Consider the following 20,336-nt stretch of genomic DNA (forward strand, 5'->3'; position numbering starts at 1 on the left):
ATGTCCGAGACGCTCGTCGTTCCCTACGGCTCCGGCCTGCCCTCCGCGGGCGACCTTCTCGAGCTCATCCGCACCGGCCGCGCCGTCACCCGCAGCGACCTGCAGCGGCTGACCGGGCTCTCGCGCACCGCCGTCACGGCCCGCGTCTCAGCGCTCGCCGACGCCGGCCTGGTCGTGTACGGCGACGACTCACCGTCCACCGGCGGACGACCGCCCGGCACGCTCCTCTTCAACGCCGACGCCGGCGTCGTCCTCGCCGTGGCGATCGGCCGCTCGCGCAGCCAGCTCGCCGTGTTCGACCTCGAGGGCCGCGAGCTGGCCGGCGACACGCGCGACCACGAGGTCGGTGCGGGGGCGCCGACGCTGATGCCGCAGATGGTCGAGCGGCTGCGCACCATGCTCGACGGACTGCGGCCGGCGCCGGTCCTGGGCGTCGGGGTGAGCCTGCCCGGCGTCGTCGACCCGGTGCGGCTGGTGAGCGTGGACTCGCCGGTCATGGGCGGATGGGACGGCGTCGAGCTGGCGCCGTACTTCCGCGAGGTCACCGAGGCCCCCGTCTTCCTGGCCAACGACGCCGACGTGCTGGCGCGCGCGGAGCTGTTCGGCGGCAGCCCCTACCGCGACATCCTCGTGGTCAAGGCCTCCACCGGCCTCGGGCTCGGCGTCGTGGCGGAGGGCCGGGTGCTGGCCGGTCACCTCGGCGCGGCCGGCGAGATCGGGCACACGCGCACCGAGGCCGGCGACCTGCCGTGCCGCTGCGGCAGCAGCGGATGCCTGGAGACGATCGCCGGCGGCTGGGCCCTGGTGAACACCTTCAACGACTCCGGTCGCGAGGCCGGTCACATCCGCGACCTGGTGGGTTTCGCGCTCGGTGGCGACGCGGTCGCCCGCAAGCTGCTGCGCGACTCCGGCCGCCGGCTCGGGGAGGTGCTGGCCGTCGCGATCAACCTGCTCAACCCGGAGGCGGTCGTCATCGGCGGCGACATGGGTCAGGCGTTCGAGGTGTACGCCGCCGGCGTCCGTGAGTCGGTCTACTCCCGCTCGACCGCGCTGGCGACGAGGGACCTGCAGTTCCTGCCGTCGGCGCAGGGCGACTCCGCCGGGCTGGTCGGCTGCGCGGCGCTCGCCATCGACCACGTCCTCGCGCCGACCTCCGTCGACGTACGGCTCGCCGACCTGGCCGACGCCGGCGTCTAGGCACGCTGGCCCCGCGTTGGGGTAACCGTCCTTTCGATGGGGTAACCGTCTGTTCAGTACGCCTCCTGACCCTTGCAACGGTCAGGAGGCGTACTGAACAGACGGTTACCCCGACGACGGCCGTCCCGGCCGCTACCGTGACCTCTCATGGTCGATGCCTTCGCCGACGACGCCCTGGGACGTGACGACGCGGTCGGGCTCGCCCGACGCCTGGCGGCGCGGGAGGTCAGTGCCGACGAGCTGGTCGAGGCCGCCATCGCGCGCATCGACAAGGTCGACGGCGACCTCGGCGCGATGGCCGTCCGTGACTACGACCGCGCTCGGCGTACGACGGGAGCACCCGGCTTCTTCCACGGCGTCCCGACGCTGATCAAGGACAACGTCGACGTCGCGGGGCTGCCGACCCAGCAGGGCACCGATGCGTACGTCGGCCGGCCGGCCGAGCAGGACGGCGACATCGCCCGGCTGCTCAAGTCGATGGGCGTCGTGGCGCTGGGCAAGACGCAGCTGTCGGAGTTCGGCTTCTCGGCGGTGGCCGAGCACCCCCGGCTCGGACCGGTCCGCAACCCGTGGGACACCACCCGCACGGCCGGTGCGTCCTCGTCGGGCGCCGGCGCGCTGGTCGCCGCCGGGGCCGTCCCGCTCGCGCACGGCAACGACGGCGGCGGCTCCATCCGGATCCCTGCTGCGGTGAACGGCCTGGTCGGCCTCAAGCCCTCCCGGGGTCGCCTCCCGTTGGATCCGATGAACCGCCAGATGCCGCTCCGGATCGTCGTCGACGGCGTGCTGACCCGTTCCGTGCGCGACACCGCGGCGTTCTTCCGCGAGGCGGAACGACGGCACCGAGCGCCCGGCCTGATGCCGATCGGCGACGTCACCGGGCCGTCCGAGGACCGGCTGCGGATCGCGTTCTTCACCCAGGCCGCCGGGCGGGTCGCCTCGCCGGAGGTCGACGCACTCACCCGTCGCACCGCCGGCCTCCTCGAGTCGCTCGGGCACACCGTCGAGGAGGTCGATGCCCCGATCTCGCCGGCGTTCGCCGACGACTTCGTCCTCTACTGGGGCTTCCTCGCGCTGATGATCGCGCGCACGGGCCGCTTCGTCGCGGGCCGCAGCTGGGACACCGCCAAGCTCGACAACCTCACCCGCGGCCTCGCCTCCCACACCGGTCGGCGGCTGCACCGGGTGCCCGGGGTGCTGCGCCGGTTGCGACGCGCGATGCCCATGTCGACGGACTTCCACGCGACGTACGACGTCATCCTCACGCCGACGCTCGCCCACGAGACGCCGCTCATCGGGCACCTCGACCCGACGCAGGACTACGACACGATCATGACCCGGCTGCGCGACTGGGTGGCCTTCACGCCATGGCAGAACGTCAGCGGCGACCCGGCCGTGTCGCTGCCGGTCGCGGCCACGGCCGGTGGGCTGCCCCACGGCATGATGCTGGGCGCGGGGCTGGGGCGCGAGGGGCTGTTGCTCGGGCTCGCCTACGAGCTCGAGGAAGCGGTCGGATTCGGGTCCCTGGCGGCTCCGAAGAGGCGGGGTTGACCCCGATTTCGCGATCTCGGCGCACCCTCTGTAATGTTCTCGCTCGTTGCCCCCTTAGCTCAGTCGGCAGAGCGACTCCATGGTAAGGAGTAGGTCTACGGTTCGATTCCGTAAGGGGGCTCTGAGGCAAAGCGCTGCTTTGCCGACGTGGCGGGGTAGCTCAGGCGGTTAGAGCGCACGACTCATAATCGTGAGGTCGCGGGTTCGATCCCCGCCCCCGCTACCAACATCACCGCATCGAGCAACACCGACAAAGGACTTCTCATGGCCTCCAAGAGCAGCGACGTTCGCCCCAAGATCACTCTGGCGTGCACCGAGTGCAAGGAGCGCAACTACATCACCAAGAAGAACCGCCGCAACGATCCCGACCGGATCGAGCTGGCCAAGTTCTGCCCGCGTTGCCGCAAGCACCAGCCGCACCGCGAGACCCGCTGACCCCGAGCGCCGATTCGGCGCCTCTCACCAGAGCCCTGCGTGGATTCCACGCAGGGCTCTTGTGCGTCAGCGCGGGACCGGCGCCGCACCCGGGCTCGGGGTGCGACACCCCCGACTCGCTAGGGTGGTGGGCGTGGACAGCTCGATCGTCGGCCGGCAGTTCGCGCCCGTCGGCCCCTACCTGGTGTCGACCGAGAAGGTTCGCGAGTTCGCGACCGCGATCGGCTGGGAGCACGACGGCGTCCCGCCGACCTTCCCGATCGTGCTCGCCGGCGCCTCGATGAACGCGTTCCTCGACGAGCTCGATCTCGACCTCTCGCGGATCATCCACGGGGACCAGCGCTTCGCCTACGAGCGCCCGGTCGCCGCCGGTGACGAGCTCGTCTCGACGCTCACCGTCGCGAGCCTGCGACAGATCGGCGGCAACGACATCATCGGCACCAGCACCACGTTCACGGACGCCTCCGGCGCGCTCGTCTGCACCGCCACCGCGACGCTCGTCCACCGTGGGGCCGAGGCATGACGCCCGGCGACGTCCTCGAGCCGCAGACCTATGCGGTGACGCGGGCCGACCTCGTCCGCTACGCCGGCGCGTCGGGCGACTTCAACCCGATCCACTGGTCCGACCGGACCGCCACGAGCGTCGGTCTGCCCGGCGTCATCGCCCACGGCATGTTCACGATGGCCATCGCCAGCCGTGCGGTCGCGACCTGGACCGACGGTGCGCCGGTCGTCGAGCTCGGCGGCAAGTTCACCAACATGGTCGTCGTGCCCGACAGTGACGAGGGCACCTCCGTCACGGTCGGCGGGACGGTGAAGTCGGTGGAGGACGGGCTCGTCACCCTCGCCCTCGAGGTCACCTGCGACGGACAGAAGGTGCTGGGCAACCCGAGGGTGGTCGTACGTGCCTGACCTCGCTGCGCCCGAGCTCTTGGGGGACCACACGACGCTCCGGCTCGGCGGTCCCGCAGCGTCGTACGTCGTCGCGCGGACGCCCGAGGAGCTGACCGGGGCCGTGACGACCGCCGACGAGGCGGGCGAGGAGGTCCTCGTGCTCGGCGGCGGCAGCAACCTCGTGATCGCCGACGAGGGCTTCCCCGGTGTGGTGGTCGAGGTCGCCACCACCGGCGTCCGCTCCGACCTGGACGACGCCGGCCCCGCCTGTGGCGGCACGCTCGTCACCGTCGCGGCGGGGGAGAGCTGGGACGACCTGGTCGCGACCGCGGCGGAGCGAGGCTGGGCGGGCATCGAGGCCCTGGCCGGCATCCCGGGTCGCGTCGGCGCCACGCCGATCCAGAACGTCGGCGCCTACGGCCAGGACGTCTCGCAGACGATCGCCCAGGTGCGGGTGTGGGACCGCGTGCTGAAGGGCTACCGGACCTTCGCGAACGCCGACTGCCGGTTCGGCTACCGCACGTCGCGGTTCAAGTCCGACCCCGGCCGGCACGTCGTCGTCGAGGTGACCTTCCAGCTGCGCGTCGGGACGCTGTCGGAGCCCGTCGCCTACGCCGAGCTGGCCCGCGCCCTCGGCGTCGAGATCGGGGAGCGCGCACCCGTCGCGGACGTCCGGGCGGCCGTGCTCGGGCTGCGCCGCGGCAAGGGGATGGTCCTCGACCCGGCCGACCACGACACCTGGAGCGCCGGCTCGTTCTTCACCAACCCGGTGATCGACCCCGCCGCTGTGCCTGACGGCGCACCGGCGTACGCCCAGGCCGACGGCCGCGTGAAGACCTCCGCCGCCTGGCTCATCGAGCGCGCCGGCTTCGGCAAGGGGCACCCCGGTCACGGGCCGGCGACCCTGTCGACGAAGCACACCCTCGCGCTCACGAACCGCGGCGATGCGACGACGAAGGACCTGCTCGTGCTGGCTCGGGAGATCCGCGACGGCGTCGAGTCGAGGTTCGGGATCCGGCTGGAGAACGAGCCGGTCCTGGTCGGCGTCGAGCTCTGATCGGCGGGTCGGACGGAGTACCCGGTTAACCGGGTACTCCGGACGCTACCCAGGGAACTCCGGAACTTCTCGGGTGTCATGCCACCCCGGAAGTTCCGGAGTCCCCGGTTAACCGGGTACTCCGCCCCGGCGCCGCATCACCGCGACAGCAGCACCAGGACCTCGTGGTGGTCGGTGTGGGGGAACATGTCCAGCAGCCGGGCCGACACCGGCCGCAGCGACGGCATGGCGGCCAGGTCGCGCGCCAAGGTGTCGGCGTTGCACGAGGAGTAGACGACGTGACGCACCGGTGAGGCCTCGAGCCAGCCGGCGAGGTCGGGGCCGATGCCGCGGCGGGGCGGGTTGACGACGACGAGCTCGGGGGCGTCGTCCGAGGCGAGCGCGTACGCCGTCGCGTCGCCGGCCAGGAACCTCGCCGCGACCCCGAGATCGGCGGCGCTCAGCCTGGCCGACTCGATCGCCTGCTCGCTCGACTCGACGCCGACGACGGAGCGACCGTCCTGCGCGGCCGGAGCGGCGACGTGCAGCCCGAAGCCGCCGACGCCGCAGTAGAGGTCCCACACCGATGACGGGTCCGCCGCCGAGACGAGCTGGGCCGCCTCCCGGTAGAGCCTGGCCGCGACCGCCGTGTTGGTCTGGAAGAACGACTGCGGCCGCAGGTGAAGGTCGAGGTCGTTGACCCGCATCGTGAGCGTGTCACCGTGCAGCATCAGCTCGTCGGGGCCCTCGAGGACCGCCTTGTGCGCGGGCTGCAGGTTCACCGAGACGACGGCCGCGGGGAGCGATGCGAGCAGCACGGGCAGGTGCTTGCGCAGCCGCGGCACCGCTTCGGTCGAGCGCAGCACGAACCGCACCATCAGATCGCCGCTCGGGGCCACCGTGACGATGAGGTGCTTGAGCTCGCCGCGCCGCTCGGGGACGGAGTACGGCGTCAGCCGGGCCACCCGGACGAGGTCGGCCAGCACCGGCAGCGCCGCACGCAGGCGCGGGTCGTGGAGCCCGCACCCACGGAGGTCGACGCCACGTCCGCGCGGGTCGAGGATGCCCAGCGTCGGCTCGTCGACGGTGCCGGCGACGACCATCTTCGCCTTGTTGCGGAAGCCCTCCTCGGGGCTGGCGACCGGCTCCAGCCACACCATCGCGGGCAGGGCCGACGCGACGCGCGCCTGCTTGGCGGCCAGCTGGTCGCCGTACGGGATCTCGATCCAGCGGCAGGACCGGCAGACGTGCGCGTCGTAGTAGGAGCAGTCCACGGGAAGGTCAGGCGGAGGTGCCGGGGGTCCCGGAGTCGTAGCTGTTCCAGTCGACCGACGTCCCGACGATGATGATGAACGCGATGACGGCCAGGATGCCGAGGATCAGCAGGACGGTGCCGACGATGCCCAGGACGTAACCGGCCTGGGCGTTGCCGCGACCGCCGAGCTGCCCGTTGGACGCGTCGATGCGCCGCTTCGCCTGGTGGCCGAGGTACCACGCCACCGGCGACCCGAGGAAGCCGATGCCGCAGGCCATGAGGCCGAGCCCGAGCGCGACGATGCCGACGATCATCGCCGCCTGGGCCCCGCCGTCCTCCCGCCGCCCGGGGTAGCCGGGATACCCCGGGTAGCCGGAGTAGCCGGAGTAGCCGGGGTAACCGGGGTAGCCCTGCGGCGGGTAGCCCTGCTGACCGTACGGCTGGGTGTAGGGCTGGGTGTACGGCTGGCCGGGCTGCTGGCCGTAGGGCTGACCGTACGGCGGCGGGGGAGTGCCCTGGCCGTACGGCTGCGCGTACGGCTGGGTCGGCGGCGCCCCGTACGGGCTCGGCGGCTGGCCGTGAGGACCCTCGCCCTCCGGCTGCTGTCCGGACGCGTTGTCGCCCTGCTCCGGCTGCTGGCCGTAGGGGTTGTCGTCGGTCATGCGCCCATCCTTCCTCAGATGCGGCTTCTTCAGGTCCGACTCTGCACAGGCGCGGCCAGCCAGGCGTCGATCTGCCCGACCAGGTCCTGCTTGACCGGGTCCGGCGCCGCCGACGCACGCACCGACATGCGCGCGAGCTCGGCGAGCTGGTCGTCGGTGAGGTCGTGGGCGGCGCGCATCGCGGCGTACTGGCCGAGCAGGCGGGAGCCGAAGAGCAGCGGGTCGTCCGCGCCGAGCGCGACCGTGGCGCCCGCAGCCACGAGCGAGGGAACGGGCACCTCGGCCAGCGAGTTGTAGACGCCGAGCGAGACGTTCGACGTCGGGCAGACCTCCAGGGCGATGTCGGCCGAGACGATCCTGTCGAGGACGGCGGGGTCCTCGCTGGCCCGTACGCCGTGCCCGAGCCGCCTGGGGTGCAGCGAGTCGATCACGGCGGCGATGTGGTCGGGCCCGCGCAGCTCCCCGCCGTGGGGCAGCAGCATCAGGCCCGCCCGCTCGGCGATCGCGAACGCCGGCCCGAAGTCGGACGTCGTTCCGCGCCGCTCGTCGTTGGAGAGTCCGAAGCCGACCACTCCGCGACCGGCGTACTGCGCTGCGAGGCGGGCCAGCGTGCGGGCGTCGAGGGGGTGCCGGGTCCTGTTCGCGGCGACGACCACGGCCATCCCCAGGCCGGTGTCGCGCGACGCGGCGGCGACCGCGTCGAGCACCAGGTCGGTGAACGCCGTGATCCCGTCGAAGCGCGCCGCGTAGCCGGACGGGTCGACCTGGATCTCGAGCCAGCGCCCGCCGTCGGCCACGTCGTCCTCGGCGGCCTCACGGATCAGGCGTCGTACGTCGTCCTCGGTCCGCAGCACCGATCGGGCGACGTCGTAGAGCCGCTGGAAGCGGAACCAGCCCTTCTCGTCGGCGGCGCTCAGCTGCGGCGGCCACTCGCTCACGAGCTGGTCGGGCAGCCGGATGCCGTCGCGCTCGGCGAGCTCGAGCAGCGTCGAGTGCCGCATCGATCCCGTGAAGTGAAGGTGCAGGTGCGCCTTCGGAAGAGCCCGGAGGTCGCGGGTCACGAAAAGAGCTTTTGCAGCCGGGTGATCCCCTCGACCAGGTCGTCGTCGCCGAGCGCGTAGGACAGTCTCAGGTAGCCAGGAGCGCCGAAGGCCTCACCGGGCACGACGGCGACCTCGGCCTTGTCGAGGATGTACTCCGCCAGGTCGGCGGAGGTGTCGATGACCCGGCCGCCATGCTCGCGGCCCAGCAGGCCCTTGACGGACGGGAAGGCGTAGAACGCGCCCTCCGGCGTCGGGCACAGCACGCCGTCGATCTCGTTGAGCATGGCCACGATCGTCCTGCGGCGCCGGTCGAAGGCGGTGCGCATCTCGTCGACCGCGGACAGGTCGCCCTGGAGCGCCGCGACCGCCGCCCGCTGCGAGACGTTGGCGACGTTGGACGTCGCGTGGGACTGCAGGTTGGTGGCCGCCTTGACGAGGTCGGTCGGGCCGATCATCCAGCCGACCCGCCAGCCGGTCATCGCGTAGGTCTTCGCAACACCGTTGAGGACGATGGTGTAGTCGGCGATCTCGGGGCACAGCGTCGCGATGGAGCCGGTCTCCACGCCGTCGTACAGGAGGTGCTCGTAGATCTCGTCGGTCACCACCCACAGGCCGTGCTCGGCGACCCACGCGCCGATCGCGCGGATCTCGTCGGCGGTGTAGACGGCGCCGGTCGGGTTCGACGGGGAGACGAAGAGCAGCACCTTGGTGCGCTCGGTGCGAGCCGCCTCGAGCTGGTCGACGGTGACCTTGTAGCCCTGCGTCTCGTCGGCGAAGACCTCGACGGCGGCACCGCCCGCGAGCTGGATGCACTCCGGGTACGTCGTCCAGTACGGCGCCGGCAGGAGCACCTCGTCGCCCGGGTCGAGCATCGCGGCGAACGACTGGTAGACGGCCTGCTTGCCGCCGTTGGTCACCAGCACCTGCGCCGGCGTGATCTCGAGACCGGAGTCGCGCTTCGTCTTGGCCACGATCGCGGCCTTGAGCTCCGGCAGGCCACCGGCCGGCGTGTAGCGGTGGTTCTTGGGGTCACGGGCCGCGTCGACGGCCGCGTCGACGATGTAGCCCGGCGTCGGGAAGTCGGGCTCGCCGGCGCCGAAGCCGATCACCGGGCGACCCTCCGCCTTGAGCGCCTTCGCCTTCGCATCGACCTTCAGCGTCGCCGACTCGGCGATGGCGCCGATCCGCTGGGACACACGACGGTCACGAGGCGAGGAAGTCATGGGCCTCACTCTATCGGCCGGATCCGGGGGCCCCAGCGGCCATTTCACGGTGACGCAGCCCGTGTGACGAGGGGCGTCACGACCGTGACGCCGGACGTCACGCCGCCAGGTCGTCCGAGCATCCATCTCCGACTCACCAGGAGGACACCATGCCCAGTGCCAGCAAGCCGTCGACGCCGGTGGCCGTCGATCTCGACGAGATCGAGGGCCGCTACGCCGAGGTCGGCGAGCACACCGTCGCGTTCGAGACGTACAAGCGGGACGTGGACCCCGCGCCGTACTTCGCCGGGCTCCCCGACGACCGGTGCCAGTGCCCCCACTGGGGCTACGTCACCGCCGGCCGGATCACCTTCCGCTGGCCCGACCGGATGGAGACGTACGTCGCGGGCGACGCCTACTACGCACCGCCGGGACACCTTCCGCTGGTCACCGCGGGGACGAGCGTCGTCGAGTTCAGCCCGACGGAGGAGCTCGCCCGCACGATGGAGGCGGTCGAGCGGAACCTGAAGGCGGCCGCGTCATGACCGCCGACGTCAGGGCCGCCGACGTCAGGACCGCCGATGTCAGGACCGCCGATGTCAGCGCCGCCGTGGCGGGGCTGATCGTCTGGCTCGAGACCGGGGCGGCGCCCGAGGACGTCTTCGCCCCCGACTGCTTCGTGGACCTCTCCCTGCCGCACTGGCGTCTACAGGCGGACACGCGCGAGGACCTGTTCAGGATCCGTCGGGAGTCCCACCCCTTCCCCGGACGGGTCCGGGTGGAGCGGGTCGACCACACCGACGGCGGCTTCGTCATCGCCTTCGAGGAGCGCTGGGAGGACGGCCAGGCGTGGTACTGCCGCGAGCAGATCCGCGCCGACGTCGTCGACGGCCGGATCACCGAGGTCGCCGTCTACTGCACCGGCGACTGGGACGAGGCCGTCCAGGCCAGGCATGCGGACGAGGTGCCCCTTCTCCGCGCCTAGCGGCACCGCCGCGACCACGCCCCGCGGACGGCAAAGCGTCCTACGCTGGCCCGCGAGATGAGCACCGCGACATCCGTGGCCGATCTCCTCGACCGCGCCGACGCCGAGCGCGCGGCCGGTCGAGGAGACGATGCCGCCCGTCTCTACGACGAGGCGATCGATCGGTGTCGCGCGGCGGGCGACCTCGGCCCGTGGACGCGAGCGGTGCTCGGCGCCGCCTCGGTGCTGGTCTTCGGTGTCGAGCCCGGCAGGTTGGCCGCCCAGCTGCACGACGTCCTCGCCCGCACCACCGACGACGCCGACCGCGCCCGCCTCGGGGCGGCGCTGGCACGTAGCTGGGCCTACTGCGGGCACGCCCGCCGCGGGGCGCCCTTCGCCGCGGAGGCGCTGGAGCGCGCGGAGCGGTGCGACGATCCCGCGGTCCTCGCCGACGCCCTCGACGCCACGCTCGCCTGTCACTGGGGCCCGGACGACCTCGCCCTGCGTACGCGGCTCGGTGCCCGGCTCGACGACGTCGCCGCCCACGTGCTCGAGCCGGCGGTGCGCCTGCAAGCGCACCTGTGGGGGCTCCAGGTGGCCTGCGACGCGCTCGACGTGCAGGCGATCCACCGCCATCTGCATGCCCTCGACCGGCTCGGCGAGGAGTCGGCACGGGCCCGCTTCTACGCCCTGACCCGTCGGCTGATGTACGACCTGCTCCGCGGGCGCACCGACACGGTCGCGGACCTGCTCGCCGCGGCCGGGGAGGCGGAGGCGGAGGCCGACCTGCCCGACGGCTGGATGGTGATCGCGGCCATGCGGGGATACTCCGCCCTCATCGTCGGCGACCCCGGCACCTGTGCCGAGTCCGCGGCGGCGGCCGAGGCGTTCGCGGTCGCCGAAGGCGTGATCGAGGTCGCCGCGGAGGCCGCCTGGCTGTGGACCGGTGCCGGCCGTCCCGACCGGGCGACCGGCGTGCTGCAGACCTTCCGCGGTGGCGTCCTCGATCGCCTCCCGAAGGACGTCAACTGGTTGCTGACGGTGCAGTGCGTGCTGGAGACGGCGCTCTCCACTGGCAGCGAGGACGTCGTCGAGGAGGCCGCCCGCCTGCTCACGCCGTACGCCGGGCGGGCCGTGTTCAACGCGGGGGCGGTGATGTTCCACGGCCTGACCGACGACACCCTCGCCCGCGCCGCCGCCGTCCTCGGCGAGCACGACCGGGCCGAGCGGCTGCGTGCCCAGGCGTTGCGCACCTACATCCGGCTCGGCGCGACCTGGTGGCACGACCGTCTCCGGGACTGGGCGCCGGTCGGTCGTGCCGCGGTCCGGCTGCACCCGACGCCGGGCGGCGTGTGGCTGGTCGGTGCGGGTCCCGGTCACCCCCTTCGCTCCCTGCGCGGCCTGGTCTACCTGCGCCGGCTCCTCGCGCAGCCCGGCACGCCGATCGCCGCTCTCGACCTGGTGACCGACGGCCATGCGACGGTCCTCCAGCCGCCGGCGGGGGAGGCGCTCGACCGACGGGCCCTGGCGGCGTACCGCCACCGGCTCGCCGAGATCGACGCCGACCTCGAGGAGGCCGAGGCCTGGGCCGACCTGGGCCGGACCGAGGCGCTCCGGGCCGAGCGCGACGCGCTGCTGCGAGAGCTGTCGTCGAGCACCGGGTTGTCGGGCCGTGTCAGGGCCGGCGGATCCACGCAGGAGCGCGCGCGGGTCGCCGCGACCAAGGCGATCAGCACGGCGATCGACCGGCTCACGACGGTTGACCCCGTGCTCGGCGCCCACCTCGAGGCATCCGTCCACACCGGCAGCGAGTGCTGCTACCTGCCCTCGCCCGGCGAGCAGCCGACGTGGGACCTCGGATTGGTGTCCGGCGGGGACGACCCGTAGACTCCGGGACTGGTGGATTTCCCACATGCTGTTGCGCGCCTCCAACCGGGCGCGACGAGCGGGACTTCATCGGAGGGCACTAGCTCAACTGGCAGAGCATCGGTCTCCAAAACCGAAGGTTGGGGGTTCAAGTCCCTCGTGCCCTGCAGGACGGAATAGCGAGGAGAGGCATGTCCGAGAGCACCACGGCTCCGGCCCCGAAGAAGCGGGACCGGTCCGAGAAGCGCACAGGCCCCTTCCTGTTCTACCGGCAGGTGGTCGCCGAGCTGCGGAAGGTCGTCTGGCCGACGCAGCAGCAGCTGACCACCTATTTCATCGTCGTCCTCGCGTTCGTGCTGGTCATGATGGCCATCGTCACGCTCCTGGATCTGGGGCTGGGCAAGCTGTTCTTCGTGATCTTCGGCGGCCGGGGCTGACGCCCTGATCACATCTGAGTTTGGAGCGAAGCGTGTCTGAGCAGGAGTTCGAGGCGGACGCCGTCGACGTCGTCGAGGTCGAGGAGACCCCGGCCGACGAGGCGACCCCTGAGAGCGCCGACGAGGCGCTCGCAGAGGACGAGGCGTCCGAGTCCTCCGAGGAGAGTGCCGACGAGCCCGACGAGAACGACCCCCTCGAGGCGTTCCGTCGCGACCTGTGGGCCAAGCCCGGCGACTGGTACGTCGTGCACACCTACTCCGGCATGGAGAACCGGGTGAAGTCCAACCTGGAGCAGCGCAAGGTCGCGCTCAACATGGAGGACTACATCCACGAGATCGTCGTTCCGACCGAAGAGGTCGCCGAGATCAAGAACGGCCAGCGCAAGCTCGTCAAGCGCACCGTCCTGCCCGGCTACGTCCTCGTCCGCATGGACCTGACCGACGAGTCGTGGTCGGCCGTGCGTCACACCCCGAGCGTCACCGGCTTCGTCGGTCACCAGCACCAGCCGGTGCCGCTGTCGATGGCCGAGGTCGAGAACATGCTGGCGCCCGCCGTCGTCGCCGCCGCTGAGGCCGAGGCCGCCGCTGCGGGCACGCAGAAGGCGGGCTCGCCCACGACGCCGGCCAAGAAGCCCATCGAGGTCGCCGACTTCAGCGAGGGCGACTCGGTCATGGTCGTCGACGGCCCGTTCGCGACGTTGCACGCCACGATCACCGAGCTCAACGCCGAGTCGCAGCGCGTCAAGGCGCTCGTCGAGATCTTCGGCCGCGAGACCCCGGTCGAGCTCAGCTTCAGCCAGATCCAGAAGGTCTGACCCAGATTTGGACCCGTGTCGCCCCAGCGGTGACACTGATCCTCTGCTGGTTGCTCCGATCGCACGGAGCGCACCCAGCGAAGTGGCAGAGGCCCGTCGGGCCCTCGTCATGACCACGAGAAGAAAGAGATAGAGCAATGCCTCCGAAGAAGAAGATCGCCGCGCTGGTCAAGGTCCAGCTCCAGGCCGGTGCTGCGACCCCGGCCCCGCCGGTCGGTACCGCTCTGGGCCCGCACGGCGTCAACATCATGGACTTCTGCAAGGCGTACAACGCCCAGACCGAGTCCATGCGCGGCAACGTCATCCCGGTCGAGATCACCATCTACGAGGACCGGTCCTTCACCTTCATCACCAAGACCCCGCCGGCCGCGGAGCTCATCAAGAAGGCCGCCGGCCTGGCCAAGGGCTCGTCGGTCCCGCACAAGGACAAGGTCGGCAAGCTGACCAAGGACCAGGTGCGCGAGATCGCGACCACCAAGCTTCCCGACCTCAATGCCAACGACATCGAGGCCGCGATGAAGATCGTCGAGGGCACCGCCCGCTCGATGGGCGTCACCACCGACTGAAACGTGGGAGAGCCGCGCTGGCTCGCTGACCACATCTCCTCAAGCAAAGAAGGAACATCATGCAGCGCAGCAAGACCTACCGCGCGGCGGCCGAGTCGTTCGACAAGAACGAGCTCTACGCCCCGCTGGCCGCGATCAAGATCGCGAAGGACAGCTCCAAGAAGAAGTTCGACGAGACCGTCGACGTCGTCATGCGACTGGGTGTCGACCCGCGCAAGGCCGACCAGATGGTCCGCGGCACCGTCAACCTCCCGCACGGCACCGGCAAGACTGCCCGCGTCCTCGTGTTCGCGAACGCGGACAAGGCCGAGGCCGCCCGTGAGGCCGGCGCCGACTTCGTCGGTGGCGACGAGCTCATCGACAAGGTCGCCGGCGGCTGGCTCGACTTCGACGCCGTCGTGGCGACCCCGGACATGATGGGCAAGGTCGGTCGTCTCGGCCGTGTCCTCGGCCCGCGCTCGCTCATGCCGAACCCGAAGACCGGGACCGTGACGCCGGACGTGGCCAAGGCCGTGACCGACATCAAGGGCGGCAAGATCGAGTTCCGCGTGGACCGTCACGCGAACCTCCACTTCATCATCGGCAAGGCCTCCTTCTCCGAGGTCCAGCTCGCGGAGAACTACGCCGCGGCGCTCGAGGAGGTCCTCCGTCTCAAGCCGGCCAGCTCCAAGGGCCGCTACGTCAGGAAGGTCACCGTCTCCACGACGATGGGCCCCGGCGTCCAGGTCGACCCGAACCGCACCCGCAACGTCGCGGGCGAGGACGAGGCCTGACCGAGTCGGCGCATCCTCGCGTCTGACACAGCTCGAGTCGGCGCATCTTCGCAGTCAGTCTGCGAGGATGCGCCGACTCGGCATTTGTGGGCTGCGAGGATGCGCCGACTCGGCGATCAGGCGACGTCGGGCCCCTGGTCGCGCACCTGGCGTACGTGGGCGAGCGACGCCTTGAGGTCGCGCAGCCAGTCGTCGCTGTTGCGCTGGACGAGCCGCACGCACCAGGCGAGGGCCTCGCTGCGGCTGCGGGCGACGCCGCCGTCGATGAGTACGTCGAGCACCTGCCGCTCCGGCTGACGCAGGCGTGTCATCACCGGCGCTGAGACGTTGGTGAAGAGGAACCGGTGCCCCTCGCACTCCACGCCCCAGGACACCTTGCGCTCGAAGCGATGCTCGGCCTCGCGCGCGACGGCCATCCGGTCGCTGCGCGTGCGTTCGCGGAACTCGCTCACCTTGCCCTCGACGGCGGCGGCCCGCTCGGCCTCCGACGCGTCGGACCCGACCGTCGGCCCGGGGATCCGTCCGGTGACGGTGATCTCCTCGCGGTCGACGGCGACCTCGACCAGCTCCTCGAAGAGCCCTTCGGGGAGGCGCCCGGAGAACCAGCCCCGGACGGCTTCGACTTCGGATGTAATCATGTAATCAAACGTACGCCGGCATGCCGGATCCGTCGAGGGCATATCGAGACCGCCCACGAGACGTCGCGGTGCGCTCGCCGGAGCTCGCTGCTCGACCGGCGACGCGGTCTACTCGAGGACGAGTCGCTCGTCGATGAGCTGCTCGCGGACGAGCCCGCCGTCCGGGTCGAACCGGTTCTGGTCGAAGTGCTTGCGGAACTCCAGCTCGAGGCCGGCGCGTCCGTTGCGGTTCTTCTCGATGCTGAGCACGACCCACTGCCGGAACGTCTCGGCGTTCGCGGCGTACACGAGGTGCTGGCGCGAGACGATGTCGTACTTGCTGTTCAGGATCAGCAGCACGTCGCACTCGTAGGCGAGGGCGGTCGACCCGCGCAGGTGGTGCGCGCGCATCCGCTTGCCGGACAGCAGGCCACCCTTGTCTGAGGCGCTGATCGCCAGCACGGGGACCTGGTGCATGATCGCCAGGTCCTTGAGGTCCTCGACGATCTCGGTCGCCCGCTCGGACTCCAGCGCGGACTGCGCCTTCACCTTCTGCAGGTAGTCGACGATGACGAGCGGGGACTGGCCGGTCGCCCGGCGTACCTGCTCGACCGCCTCGGCGATGACCTTGATGTTGGTGGCGCTGCCGGTCGACCGGTGCACGTGGAAGTGGTCCTGGTAGCCGAGGACGGCCTGGAGCGCCTCGGTCGCCGTCGGCAGCGTCTGCAGTCGGCCGACGAGCCCGTCGGGCGTCGGGGACGGGTCCTCGAAGAGATGGCGGAAGCGGTCCTGGTTCGGAGCCTGGCCCTGGTAGAGGAGGCCGGCCTCGAGGGAGACGAGGCGGCCGAGCAGCACCTCGGGATCGTGCTCGTAGCAGAAGTAGAGGACGGCTTGACCTGCTGCCGCGGCGTTGCGGGCGATCTGCAGCGCCATCGTCGTCTTACCCTGGCCCTGCGGGCCGGCGAGCAGGATGAGGTTCCCACCCCGCAGGCCGCCGTCCAGCACGTCGTCGAGGATCCCGAAGCCGGTCGGCCAGACGTAGTCGGTCTCGGCACCGAGGCGCGCCCGTTCGTCGACGCGCTCGAGCACGTCGGCGAGGGAGTGCAGCTCAGGGTCCACGTCGGCCATGACAGCAGGTTTCCCGGACGAGGCAGGAGAATTCGCGCAGGTTGACGAGTCCGGGCAGGCCGGAGCGGCCCGTGCGGGGGGTCCCAGGACCACCCACTCGGACCAGGAGGTCCCGGTTTCACCTAGGGTGCTCACATGTTTTCTCGGACCATCACCGTTGTCTTGTCTGCGAGCGCCGTGGCGCTGGCCCTGGCCGGTTGCGCGAAGGACGACACCTCCGCCACGACCGGTTCGGGCGTGAAGCTCGTCAAGAGCGGGACCCTGACGATCTGCACGCACCTGCCCTATGCGCCGTTCGAGTCCACCCAGAACGGCGAGGTGGTGGGCTTCGACATCGACGTCCTCAAGATCGCCGCCGACGACGAGGGGGTCAAGACGACGGTCGTGGACACCCCGTGGGACACCATCGTGTCGGGTGAGGCGCTCAACACCGGCAAGTGCGACGTCGCCGCGGGCGCGATGACGATCAAGCCGGAGCGCCAGAAGGTCATGGACTTCACGAACCCCTACTTCCAGGCCACGCAGGCGCTGCTGACGAGGAAGGGCTCGGGCATCACCTCCCTGGACCAGCTGGCCGGCAAGACGATCGCCGTCCAGGAGGGCACCACCGGCGAGGACTACGTCAAGCAGCACACCCCCGCGGGTGCGAAGGTCGTCTCCTTCGAGGACTCCGTGCTCACCATGCAGGCGGTCAAGACGGGCAAGGCGGCCGCGGGCGTCAACGACAACGGCCTGCTCTACAACTTCGTGAAGCAGAACCCGGACACCTCGGTCACCACCGAGTTCCAGACCGGTGAGGAGTACGGCTTCTCCGTGAAGAAGGACGGGAACAAGCCCCTGCTCGACGCCGTCAACAAGGCGATCGCCGACAAGGCCGCGTACGCCAAGGCGTACGAGAAGTGGTTCGGCAAGGCGCCTCAGTGACGCTGAGCCCGCGCCGGCGCGCCGCGCGGATCCGGTATGCCCAGTACGCCGTCCTGGTGGTCGTCGTGCTGGCCGTGGTGCTCCTGGCCGACTGGGGTGAGCTGCGCCGGGCGTTCTTCGACTGGGAGATCGTCAAGGCTCAGTTCCCGAAGGTCATCACGGTCGCGCTCAAGAACACGCTCATCTACACGGCCTGCGGGTTCGCGTTCGGCCTCGCGCTCGGTCTCGTGCTGGCGCTGATGCGCCTCTCCAGCGTCGGGCCCTACCGGTGGATCGCCACCGGTGTGGTGGAGCTGTTCCGTGGACTGCCCGCGCTGGTGGTCTTCCTGTTCCTCGGGGTCGGCTTCCCGCTCGCGTTCACGGGCCGGCAGATCCCGGGCGGCAACCTCGGCACGGTGACGCTCGCCCTCGGCCTCGTCGGCGGCGCCTACATGGCGGAGACGATCAGGGCCGGCATCCAGGCCGTCCCGAAGGGACAGTTCGAGGCGGCGCGGTCGTTGGGCATGTCCCACGCTCGCACCATGCGCTCGGTGGTGATCCCGCAGGCGTTCCGCATCATCCTGCCGCCGCTGACCAACGAGCTGATCCTGCTCACCAAGGACTCCTCGCTCGTCTACATCCTCGGGCTGTCGATCGACCAGTACGAGCTCACCAAGTGGGGACGCGAGGGCATGAACAGCTACGCCAACCTGACGCCGATGGTCGTCATCGGCCTGTGCTACCTGCTGATCACGGTGCCGCTGTCGATCGTCGTGCGGCGCATGGAGGCCAAGGCCGGGAGGGCACGCTGATGACGAGCACGACACCGGGCGCCGAGCGCGCGGGCGCGGCGATCGACGTACGCGACCTGCACAAGTCCTTCGGCGACAACGAGGTGCTCCGCGGCATCGACGTCGACGTGCCCGACGGCCAGGTCGTCTGCGTCATCGGGCCGAGCGGCTCCGGCAAGTCCACGCTGCTGCGCTGCGTGAACCTGCTCGAGACGCCGACCAGCGGCCAGATCTTCGTCGAGGGCGCCGAGATCACGGATCCGGATGCCGATGTCGACGCGCTGCGGTCGCGGATCGGCATGGTGTTCCAGCAGTTCAACCTGTTCCCGCACATGACCGTGCTGCGCAACCTCACGATCGCGCAGGAGAAGGTTCGCAGGCGCTCGCGCGCCGAGGCGGTCGAGGTGGCGAGGCGCAACCTCGCCAAGGTGGGTCTCGCCGAGCGGGCCGACGCCTACCCGGCGCACCTGTCGGGCGGCCAGCAGCAGCGCGTGGCGATCGCCCGGGCGCTGTCGATGGACCCCGACATGATGCTCTTCGACGAGCCGACCTCGGCACTGGACCCTGAGCTCGTCGGCGACGTCCTCGCGGTGATGAAGGACCTCGCGACCGAGGGCATGACGATGATGGTCGTCACCCATGAGATGGGCTTCGCGCGCGAGGTCGGCGACAAGCTCGTCTTCATGGACGGCGGGGTCATCGTCGAGGAGGGCGACCCGCGCGCGGTCCTCGCCGACCCGCAGCACGAGCGGACGAAGGCGTTCCTGTCCAAGGTGCTCTGACCCGGATTTGGCGAACGGGCCCCCGGTCCGCATACTTGACGACTGAAACCAGAGACCGCCGGTTGTTGCTCCGCCAGGAGTGACCGAAGGTGCCACGACAGTGTTCCATCAGCTGCGTGGACGGCCAGCGTAGGTGAAGAGCAAGAGGCGACGTTCGCGTCGTGATCACGCCCTGAGCCTGCGCTCAGGGCGTTCGTGATTTTCACGGCCCGGAGGTTCAACGCAGTGCGGGGGTCTCGATTCCACGGAAAAGAGGAGACCCATGGCGCGGGCAGACAAGCAGGCCGCCGTCGCCGAGATCGCTGACGAGTTCAGCGCCTCGGTCGGTGCCGTGCTGACCGAGTACCGCGGTCTCACCGTCAAGGAGCTGAAGGACCTCCGACGCTCCCTCGGTGCGAACGCCGACTACGCCGTGGTCAAGAACACGCTGGCCAAGATCGCCGCCAAGAACGTCGGCATCGACAGCTTCGACGACCTGCTCACCGGCCCGACCGCCATCGCCTTCATCAAGGGCGACGTCGTCGAGGCCGCGAAGGGTCTGCGTGACTTTGCCAAGGCGAACCCGAACCTTGTCATCAAGGGCGGGGTCTACGAGGGCAAGCACCTGGATGCGGCTGAGGTGGCCAAGCTGGCCAACCTCGAGTCGCGCGAGGTGCTCCTGGCCAAGCTGGCCGGCGCGATGACCGCGTCGCTCTCGCAGGCGCTCTACGCGTTCAACGCTCTCCCGTCGAAGGCCGCGCAGCTCGCTGCCGCCCTCGCCGAGAAGGCCGCGAACGACCCCACGATCCTCGCAGGTGGTGCTGGTACGCCGGCCGCCGCCGAGGAGGCTGCAACCGAGGCTGCTGCCGAGGTTGAGGTCACCGAGCCCGAGGCCGAGGCCCCGGTCGAGGAGACCACGACCGAGGCCTGACGGCTGAGGCTCATCCCACCACCTGAAACCCGGCCGGGCGTCAGCCCTGACATCCGGCCACACTGAAAGGACAAGCCATCATGGCGAAGCTCTCCACCGACGAGCTGCTCGACGCGTTCAAGGAGCTCACCCTCATCGAGCTCTCCGAGTTCGTGAAGGCCTTCGAGGACACCTTCGGCGTCACCGCCGCCGCTCCGGTCGCCGTTGCCGCTGCCCCCGCCGCCGGCGGTGCCGGTGGCGCCGAGGAGGCCGCTGCTCAGGACGAGTTCGACGTCGTCCTCGAGGCCGCTGGTGACAAGAAGATCAACGTCATCAAGGAGGTGCGCGCTCTCACCAACCTCGGCCTGAAGGAGGCCAAGGACCTGGTCGAGGCCGCCCCGAAGGCGCTGCTCGAGAAGGTCAACAAGGAGACCGCTGACAAGGCGAAGGAGGCCCTCGAGGCCGCCGGCGCCACCGTCACGCTCAAGTGATCTCCGCGGGAGTGAATCCCGCGACTCGCCCAGGGGCGG

Annotated in this window: 24 protein-coding genes and 3 tRNA genes; 21 read left to right on the forward strand and 6 right to left on the reverse strand. The window is 70.6% G+C overall.

Going from position 1 to position 20,336, the window contains the following annotated elements; translation table 11 throughout:
• From ABD205_RS07545 to ABD205_RS07580, 8 genes are all read left to right on the forward strand, one after another.
• Complete coding sequence (locus ABD205_RS07545; RefSeq protein ID WP_344044012.1) at nt 1-1,197, forward strand: ROK family transcriptional regulator; 1,197 nt, start codon at nt 1-3, stop codon at nt 1,195-1,197.
• Nucleotides 1,198-1,344: 147 nt separating this feature from the next.
• The gene (locus ABD205_RS07550) at nt 1,345-2,748 is read left to right on the forward strand and encodes an amidase (protein ID WP_344044014.1); all 1,404 of its coding nucleotides are present in this window, start codon (nt 1,345-1,347) and stop codon (nt 2,746-2,748) included.
• A gap of 48 nt (nt 2,749-2,796) precedes the next feature.
• Nucleotides 2,797-2,869: transfer RNA gene (locus ABD205_RS07555), tRNA-Thr, on the forward strand.
• A 28-nt stretch (nt 2,870-2,897) separates the two neighbouring features.
• Nucleotides 2,898-2,974 (forward strand) — tRNA-Met (locus ABD205_RS07560).
• A gap of 38 nt (nt 2,975-3,012) precedes the next feature.
• On the forward strand, nt 3,013-3,183 hold the full coding sequence (gene rpmG / locus ABD205_RS07565; protein ID WP_091124146.1) for a 50S ribosomal protein L33: 171 nt from the start codon (nt 3,013-3,015) through the stop codon (nt 3,181-3,183).
• Nucleotides 3,184-3,316: 133 nt separating this feature from the next.
• Nucleotides 3,317-3,706 (forward strand): FAS1-like dehydratase domain-containing protein, encoded by a 390-nt coding sequence (locus ABD205_RS07570; protein ID WP_344044018.1) that lies wholly within the window; start codon nt 3,317-3,319, stop codon nt 3,704-3,706.
• Nucleotides 3,703-4,095 (forward strand): MaoC/PaaZ C-terminal domain-containing protein, encoded by a 393-nt coding sequence (locus ABD205_RS07575; protein WP_344044020.1) that lies wholly within the window; start codon nt 3,703-3,705, stop codon nt 4,093-4,095. Before ABD205_RS07570 ends, ABD205_RS07575 begins: the two co-directional genes overlap by 4 nt.
• The gene (locus ABD205_RS07580) at nt 4,088-5,134 is read left to right on the forward strand and encodes a UDP-N-acetylmuramate dehydrogenase (RefSeq protein ID WP_344044022.1); all 1,047 of its coding nucleotides are present in this window, start codon (nt 4,088-4,090) and stop codon (nt 5,132-5,134) included. Before ABD205_RS07575 ends, ABD205_RS07580 begins: the two co-directional genes overlap by 8 nt.
• A gap of 137 nt (nt 5,135-5,271) precedes the next feature.
• On the opposite strand, the gene rlmC is transcribed toward ABD205_RS07580, so the two are convergent.
• From rlmC to ABD205_RS07600, 4 genes are read right to left on the reverse strand one after another with little or no spacing between them, the layout of a single operon-like run.
• Entirely contained in the window at nt 5,272-6,387 is a 1,116-nt protein-coding gene (gene rlmC / locus ABD205_RS07585) for a 23S rRNA (uracil(747)-C(5))-methyltransferase RlmC (RefSeq protein WP_344044024.1), read from the reverse strand.
• 7 nt (nt 6,388-6,394) lie between these two features.
• Nucleotides 6,395-7,030 carry a DUF4190 domain-containing protein gene (locus tag ABD205_RS07590; protein ID WP_344044026.1) on the reverse strand — a complete coding sequence of 212 codons (636 nt, stop codon included), beginning with the start codon at nt 7,028-7,030 and terminating at the stop codon, nt 6,395-6,397.
• Nucleotides 7,031-7,059: 29 nt separating this feature from the next.
• The gene (locus tag ABD205_RS07595; RefSeq protein ID WP_344044028.1) at nt 7,060-8,091 is read right to left on the reverse strand and encodes an adenosine deaminase; all 1,032 of its coding nucleotides are present in this window, start codon (nt 8,089-8,091) and stop codon (nt 7,060-7,062) included.
• Entirely contained in the window at nt 8,088-9,296 is a 1,209-nt protein-coding gene (locus tag ABD205_RS07600) for a pyridoxal phosphate-dependent aminotransferase (protein WP_344044030.1), read from the reverse strand. Before ABD205_RS07600 ends, ABD205_RS07595 begins: the two co-directional genes overlap by 4 nt.
• A 149-nt stretch (nt 9,297-9,445) precedes the next feature.
• Between ABD205_RS07600 and ABD205_RS07605 the strand changes: the two genes are divergently transcribed.
• The 8 genes from ABD205_RS07605 (at nt 9,446) to rplA (ending at nt 14,696) form a co-directional block, all read left to right on the forward strand.
• Entirely contained in the window at nt 9,446-9,820 is a 375-nt protein-coding gene (locus tag ABD205_RS07605; RefSeq protein ID WP_344044031.1) for a cupin domain-containing protein, read from the forward strand.
• Nucleotides 9,817-10,260, forward strand: coding sequence for a hypothetical protein (locus ABD205_RS07610; protein WP_344044033.1), 444 nt, complete (start codon nt 9,817-9,819; stop codon nt 10,258-10,260). Before ABD205_RS07605 ends, ABD205_RS07610 begins: the two co-directional genes overlap by 4 nt.
• A gap of 57 nt (nt 10,261-10,317) precedes the next feature.
• Nucleotides 10,318-12,126 carry a hypothetical protein gene (locus ABD205_RS07615; RefSeq protein ID WP_344044035.1) on the forward strand — a complete coding sequence of 603 codons (1,809 nt, stop codon included), beginning with the start codon at nt 10,318-10,320 and terminating at the stop codon, nt 12,124-12,126.
• A gap of 73 nt (nt 12,127-12,199) precedes the next feature.
• Nucleotides 12,200-12,272, forward strand: a tRNA-Trp gene (locus tag ABD205_RS07620).
• Between the two features lie 24 nt (nt 12,273-12,296).
• Nucleotides 12,297-12,542 (forward strand): preprotein translocase subunit SecE, encoded by a 246-nt coding sequence (secE, locus tag ABD205_RS07625; protein ID WP_344044037.1) that lies wholly within the window; start codon nt 12,297-12,299, stop codon nt 12,540-12,542.
• A 32-nt stretch (nt 12,543-12,574) separates the two neighbouring features.
• The gene (gene nusG / locus ABD205_RS07630) at nt 12,575-13,357 is read left to right on the forward strand and encodes a transcription termination/antitermination protein NusG (RefSeq protein ID WP_344044039.1); all 783 of its coding nucleotides are present in this window, start codon (nt 12,575-12,577) and stop codon (nt 13,355-13,357) included.
• A gap of 137 nt (nt 13,358-13,494) precedes the next feature.
• The gene (gene rplK / locus ABD205_RS07635; RefSeq protein WP_344044041.1) at nt 13,495-13,923 is read left to right on the forward strand and encodes a 50S ribosomal protein L11; all 429 of its coding nucleotides are present in this window, start codon (nt 13,495-13,497) and stop codon (nt 13,921-13,923) included.
• Nucleotides 13,924-13,982: 59 nt separating this feature from the next.
• Nucleotides 13,983-14,696 (forward strand): 50S ribosomal protein L1, encoded by a 714-nt coding sequence (gene rplA / locus ABD205_RS07640; RefSeq protein ID WP_344044043.1) that lies wholly within the window; start codon nt 13,983-13,985, stop codon nt 14,694-14,696.
• Between the two features lie 116 nt (nt 14,697-14,812).
• On the opposite strand, the gene ABD205_RS07645 is transcribed toward rplA, so the two are convergent.
• Together ABD205_RS07645 and ABD205_RS07650 are read right to left on the reverse strand one after the other, a co-directional pair.
• Nucleotides 14,813-15,334 (reverse strand): hypothetical protein, encoded by a 522-nt coding sequence (locus ABD205_RS07645; RefSeq protein ID WP_344044045.1) that lies wholly within the window; start codon nt 15,332-15,334, stop codon nt 14,813-14,815.
• A 108-nt stretch (nt 15,335-15,442) separates the two neighbouring features.
• A complete protein-coding gene (locus ABD205_RS07650; protein ID WP_344044047.1) occupies nt 15,443-16,441 on the reverse strand; it encodes a DnaB-like helicase C-terminal domain-containing protein in 999 nt (332 codons plus the stop codon).
• Between the two features lie 135 nt (nt 16,442-16,576).
• Here ABD205_RS07650 and ABD205_RS07655 point away from each other — a divergent pair, with 135 nt between their 5' ends.
• From ABD205_RS07655 to rplL, 5 genes are all read left to right on the forward strand, one after another.
• Entirely contained in the window at nt 16,577-17,365 is a 789-nt protein-coding gene (locus tag ABD205_RS07655) for a transporter substrate-binding domain-containing protein (protein WP_344044049.1), read from the forward strand.
• Entirely contained in the window at nt 17,362-18,156 is a 795-nt protein-coding gene (locus ABD205_RS07660; protein WP_344044051.1) for an amino acid ABC transporter permease, read from the forward strand. The genes ABD205_RS07655 and ABD205_RS07660 overlap by 4 nt, the downstream gene beginning before the upstream one ends.
• Nucleotides 18,156-18,917: an amino acid ABC transporter ATP-binding protein gene (locus ABD205_RS07665; RefSeq protein WP_344044053.1), complete on the forward strand. Its 762-nt coding sequence runs from the start codon at nt 18,156-18,158 to the stop codon at nt 18,915-18,917. The genes ABD205_RS07660 and ABD205_RS07665 overlap by 1 nt, the downstream gene beginning before the upstream one ends.
• Nucleotides 18,918-19,179: 262 nt before the next feature.
• Nucleotides 19,180-19,827 carry a 50S ribosomal protein L10 gene (gene rplJ, locus ABD205_RS07670; RefSeq protein ID WP_344044055.1) on the forward strand — a complete coding sequence of 216 codons (648 nt, stop codon included), beginning with the start codon at nt 19,180-19,182 and terminating at the stop codon, nt 19,825-19,827.
• An 80-nt stretch (nt 19,828-19,907) separates the two neighbouring features.
• The gene (rplL, locus tag ABD205_RS07675; RefSeq protein ID WP_344044057.1) at nt 19,908-20,297 is read left to right on the forward strand and encodes a 50S ribosomal protein L7/L12; all 390 of its coding nucleotides are present in this window, start codon (nt 19,908-19,910) and stop codon (nt 20,295-20,297) included.
• Nucleotides 20,298-20,336: the final 39 nt, after the last annotated feature.

The organism is Nocardioides panacihumi (assembly GCF_039530925.1).
Lineage (GTDB): Bacteria > Actinomycetota > Actinomycetes > Propionibacteriales > Nocardioidaceae > Nocardioides > Nocardioides panacihumi.

What these genes read in the sequence shown, in the direction of transcription:
- ABD205_RS07600 (WP_344044030.1), bottom strand. Translation starts at nt 9,296, where the DNA reads ATGACTTCCTCGCCTCGTGACCGTCGTGTGTCCCAGCGGATCGGCGCC.
- ABD205_RS07545 (WP_344044012.1), top strand. Translation starts at nt 1, where the DNA reads ATGTCCGAGACGCTCGTCGTTCCCTACGGCTCCGGCCTGCCCTCCGCG.
- rplJ (WP_344044055.1), top strand. Translation starts at nt 19,180, where the DNA reads ATGGCGCGGGCAGACAAGCAGGCCGCCGTCGCCGAGATCGCTGACGAG.
- secE (WP_344044037.1), top strand. Translation starts at nt 12,297, where the DNA reads ATGTCCGAGAGCACCACGGCTCCGGCCCCGAAGAAGCGGGACCGGTCC.
- ABD205_RS07665 (WP_344044053.1), top strand. Translation starts at nt 18,156, where the DNA reads ATGACGAGCACGACACCGGGCGCCGAGCGCGCGGGCGCGGCGATCGAC.
- rplA (WP_344044043.1), top strand. Translation starts at nt 13,983, where the DNA reads ATGCAGCGCAGCAAGACCTACCGCGCGGCGGCCGAGTCGTTCGACAAG.
- ABD205_RS07650 (WP_344044047.1), bottom strand. Translation starts at nt 16,441, where the DNA reads ATGGCCGACGTGGACCCTGAGCTGCACTCCCTCGCCGACGTGCTCGAG.
- ABD205_RS07615 (WP_344044035.1), top strand. Translation starts at nt 10,318, where the DNA reads ATGAGCACCGCGACATCCGTGGCCGATCTCCTCGACCGCGCCGACGCC.
- ABD205_RS07575 (WP_344044020.1), top strand. Translation starts at nt 3,703, where the DNA reads ATGACGCCCGGCGACGTCCTCGAGCCGCAGACCTATGCGGTGACGCGG.
- ABD205_RS07605 (WP_344044031.1), top strand. Translation starts at nt 9,446, where the DNA reads ATGCCCAGTGCCAGCAAGCCGTCGACGCCGGTGGCCGTCGATCTCGAC.
- rpmG (WP_091124146.1), top strand. Translation starts at nt 3,013, where the DNA reads ATGGCCTCCAAGAGCAGCGACGTTCGCCCCAAGATCACTCTGGCGTGC.
- ABD205_RS07645 (WP_344044045.1), bottom strand. Translation starts at nt 15,334, where the DNA reads ATGATTACATCCGAAGTCGAAGCCGTCCGGGGCTGGTTCTCCGGGCGC.
- rplL (WP_344044057.1), top strand. Translation starts at nt 19,908, where the DNA reads ATGGCGAAGCTCTCCACCGACGAGCTGCTCGACGCGTTCAAGGAGCTC.
- ABD205_RS07590 (WP_344044026.1), bottom strand. Translation starts at nt 7,030, where the DNA reads ATGACCGACGACAACCCCTACGGCCAGCAGCCGGAGCAGGGCGACAAC.
- ABD205_RS07610 (WP_344044033.1), top strand. Translation starts at nt 9,817, where the DNA reads ATGACCGCCGACGTCAGGGCCGCCGACGTCAGGACCGCCGATGTCAGG.
- ABD205_RS07655 (WP_344044049.1), top strand. Translation starts at nt 16,577, where the DNA reads ATGTTTTCTCGGACCATCACCGTTGTCTTGTCTGCGAGCGCCGTGGCG.
- rplK (WP_344044041.1), top strand. Translation starts at nt 13,495, where the DNA reads ATGCCTCCGAAGAAGAAGATCGCCGCGCTGGTCAAGGTCCAGCTCCAG.
- ABD205_RS07550 (WP_344044014.1), top strand. Translation starts at nt 1,345, where the DNA reads ATGGTCGATGCCTTCGCCGACGACGCCCTGGGACGTGACGACGCGGTC.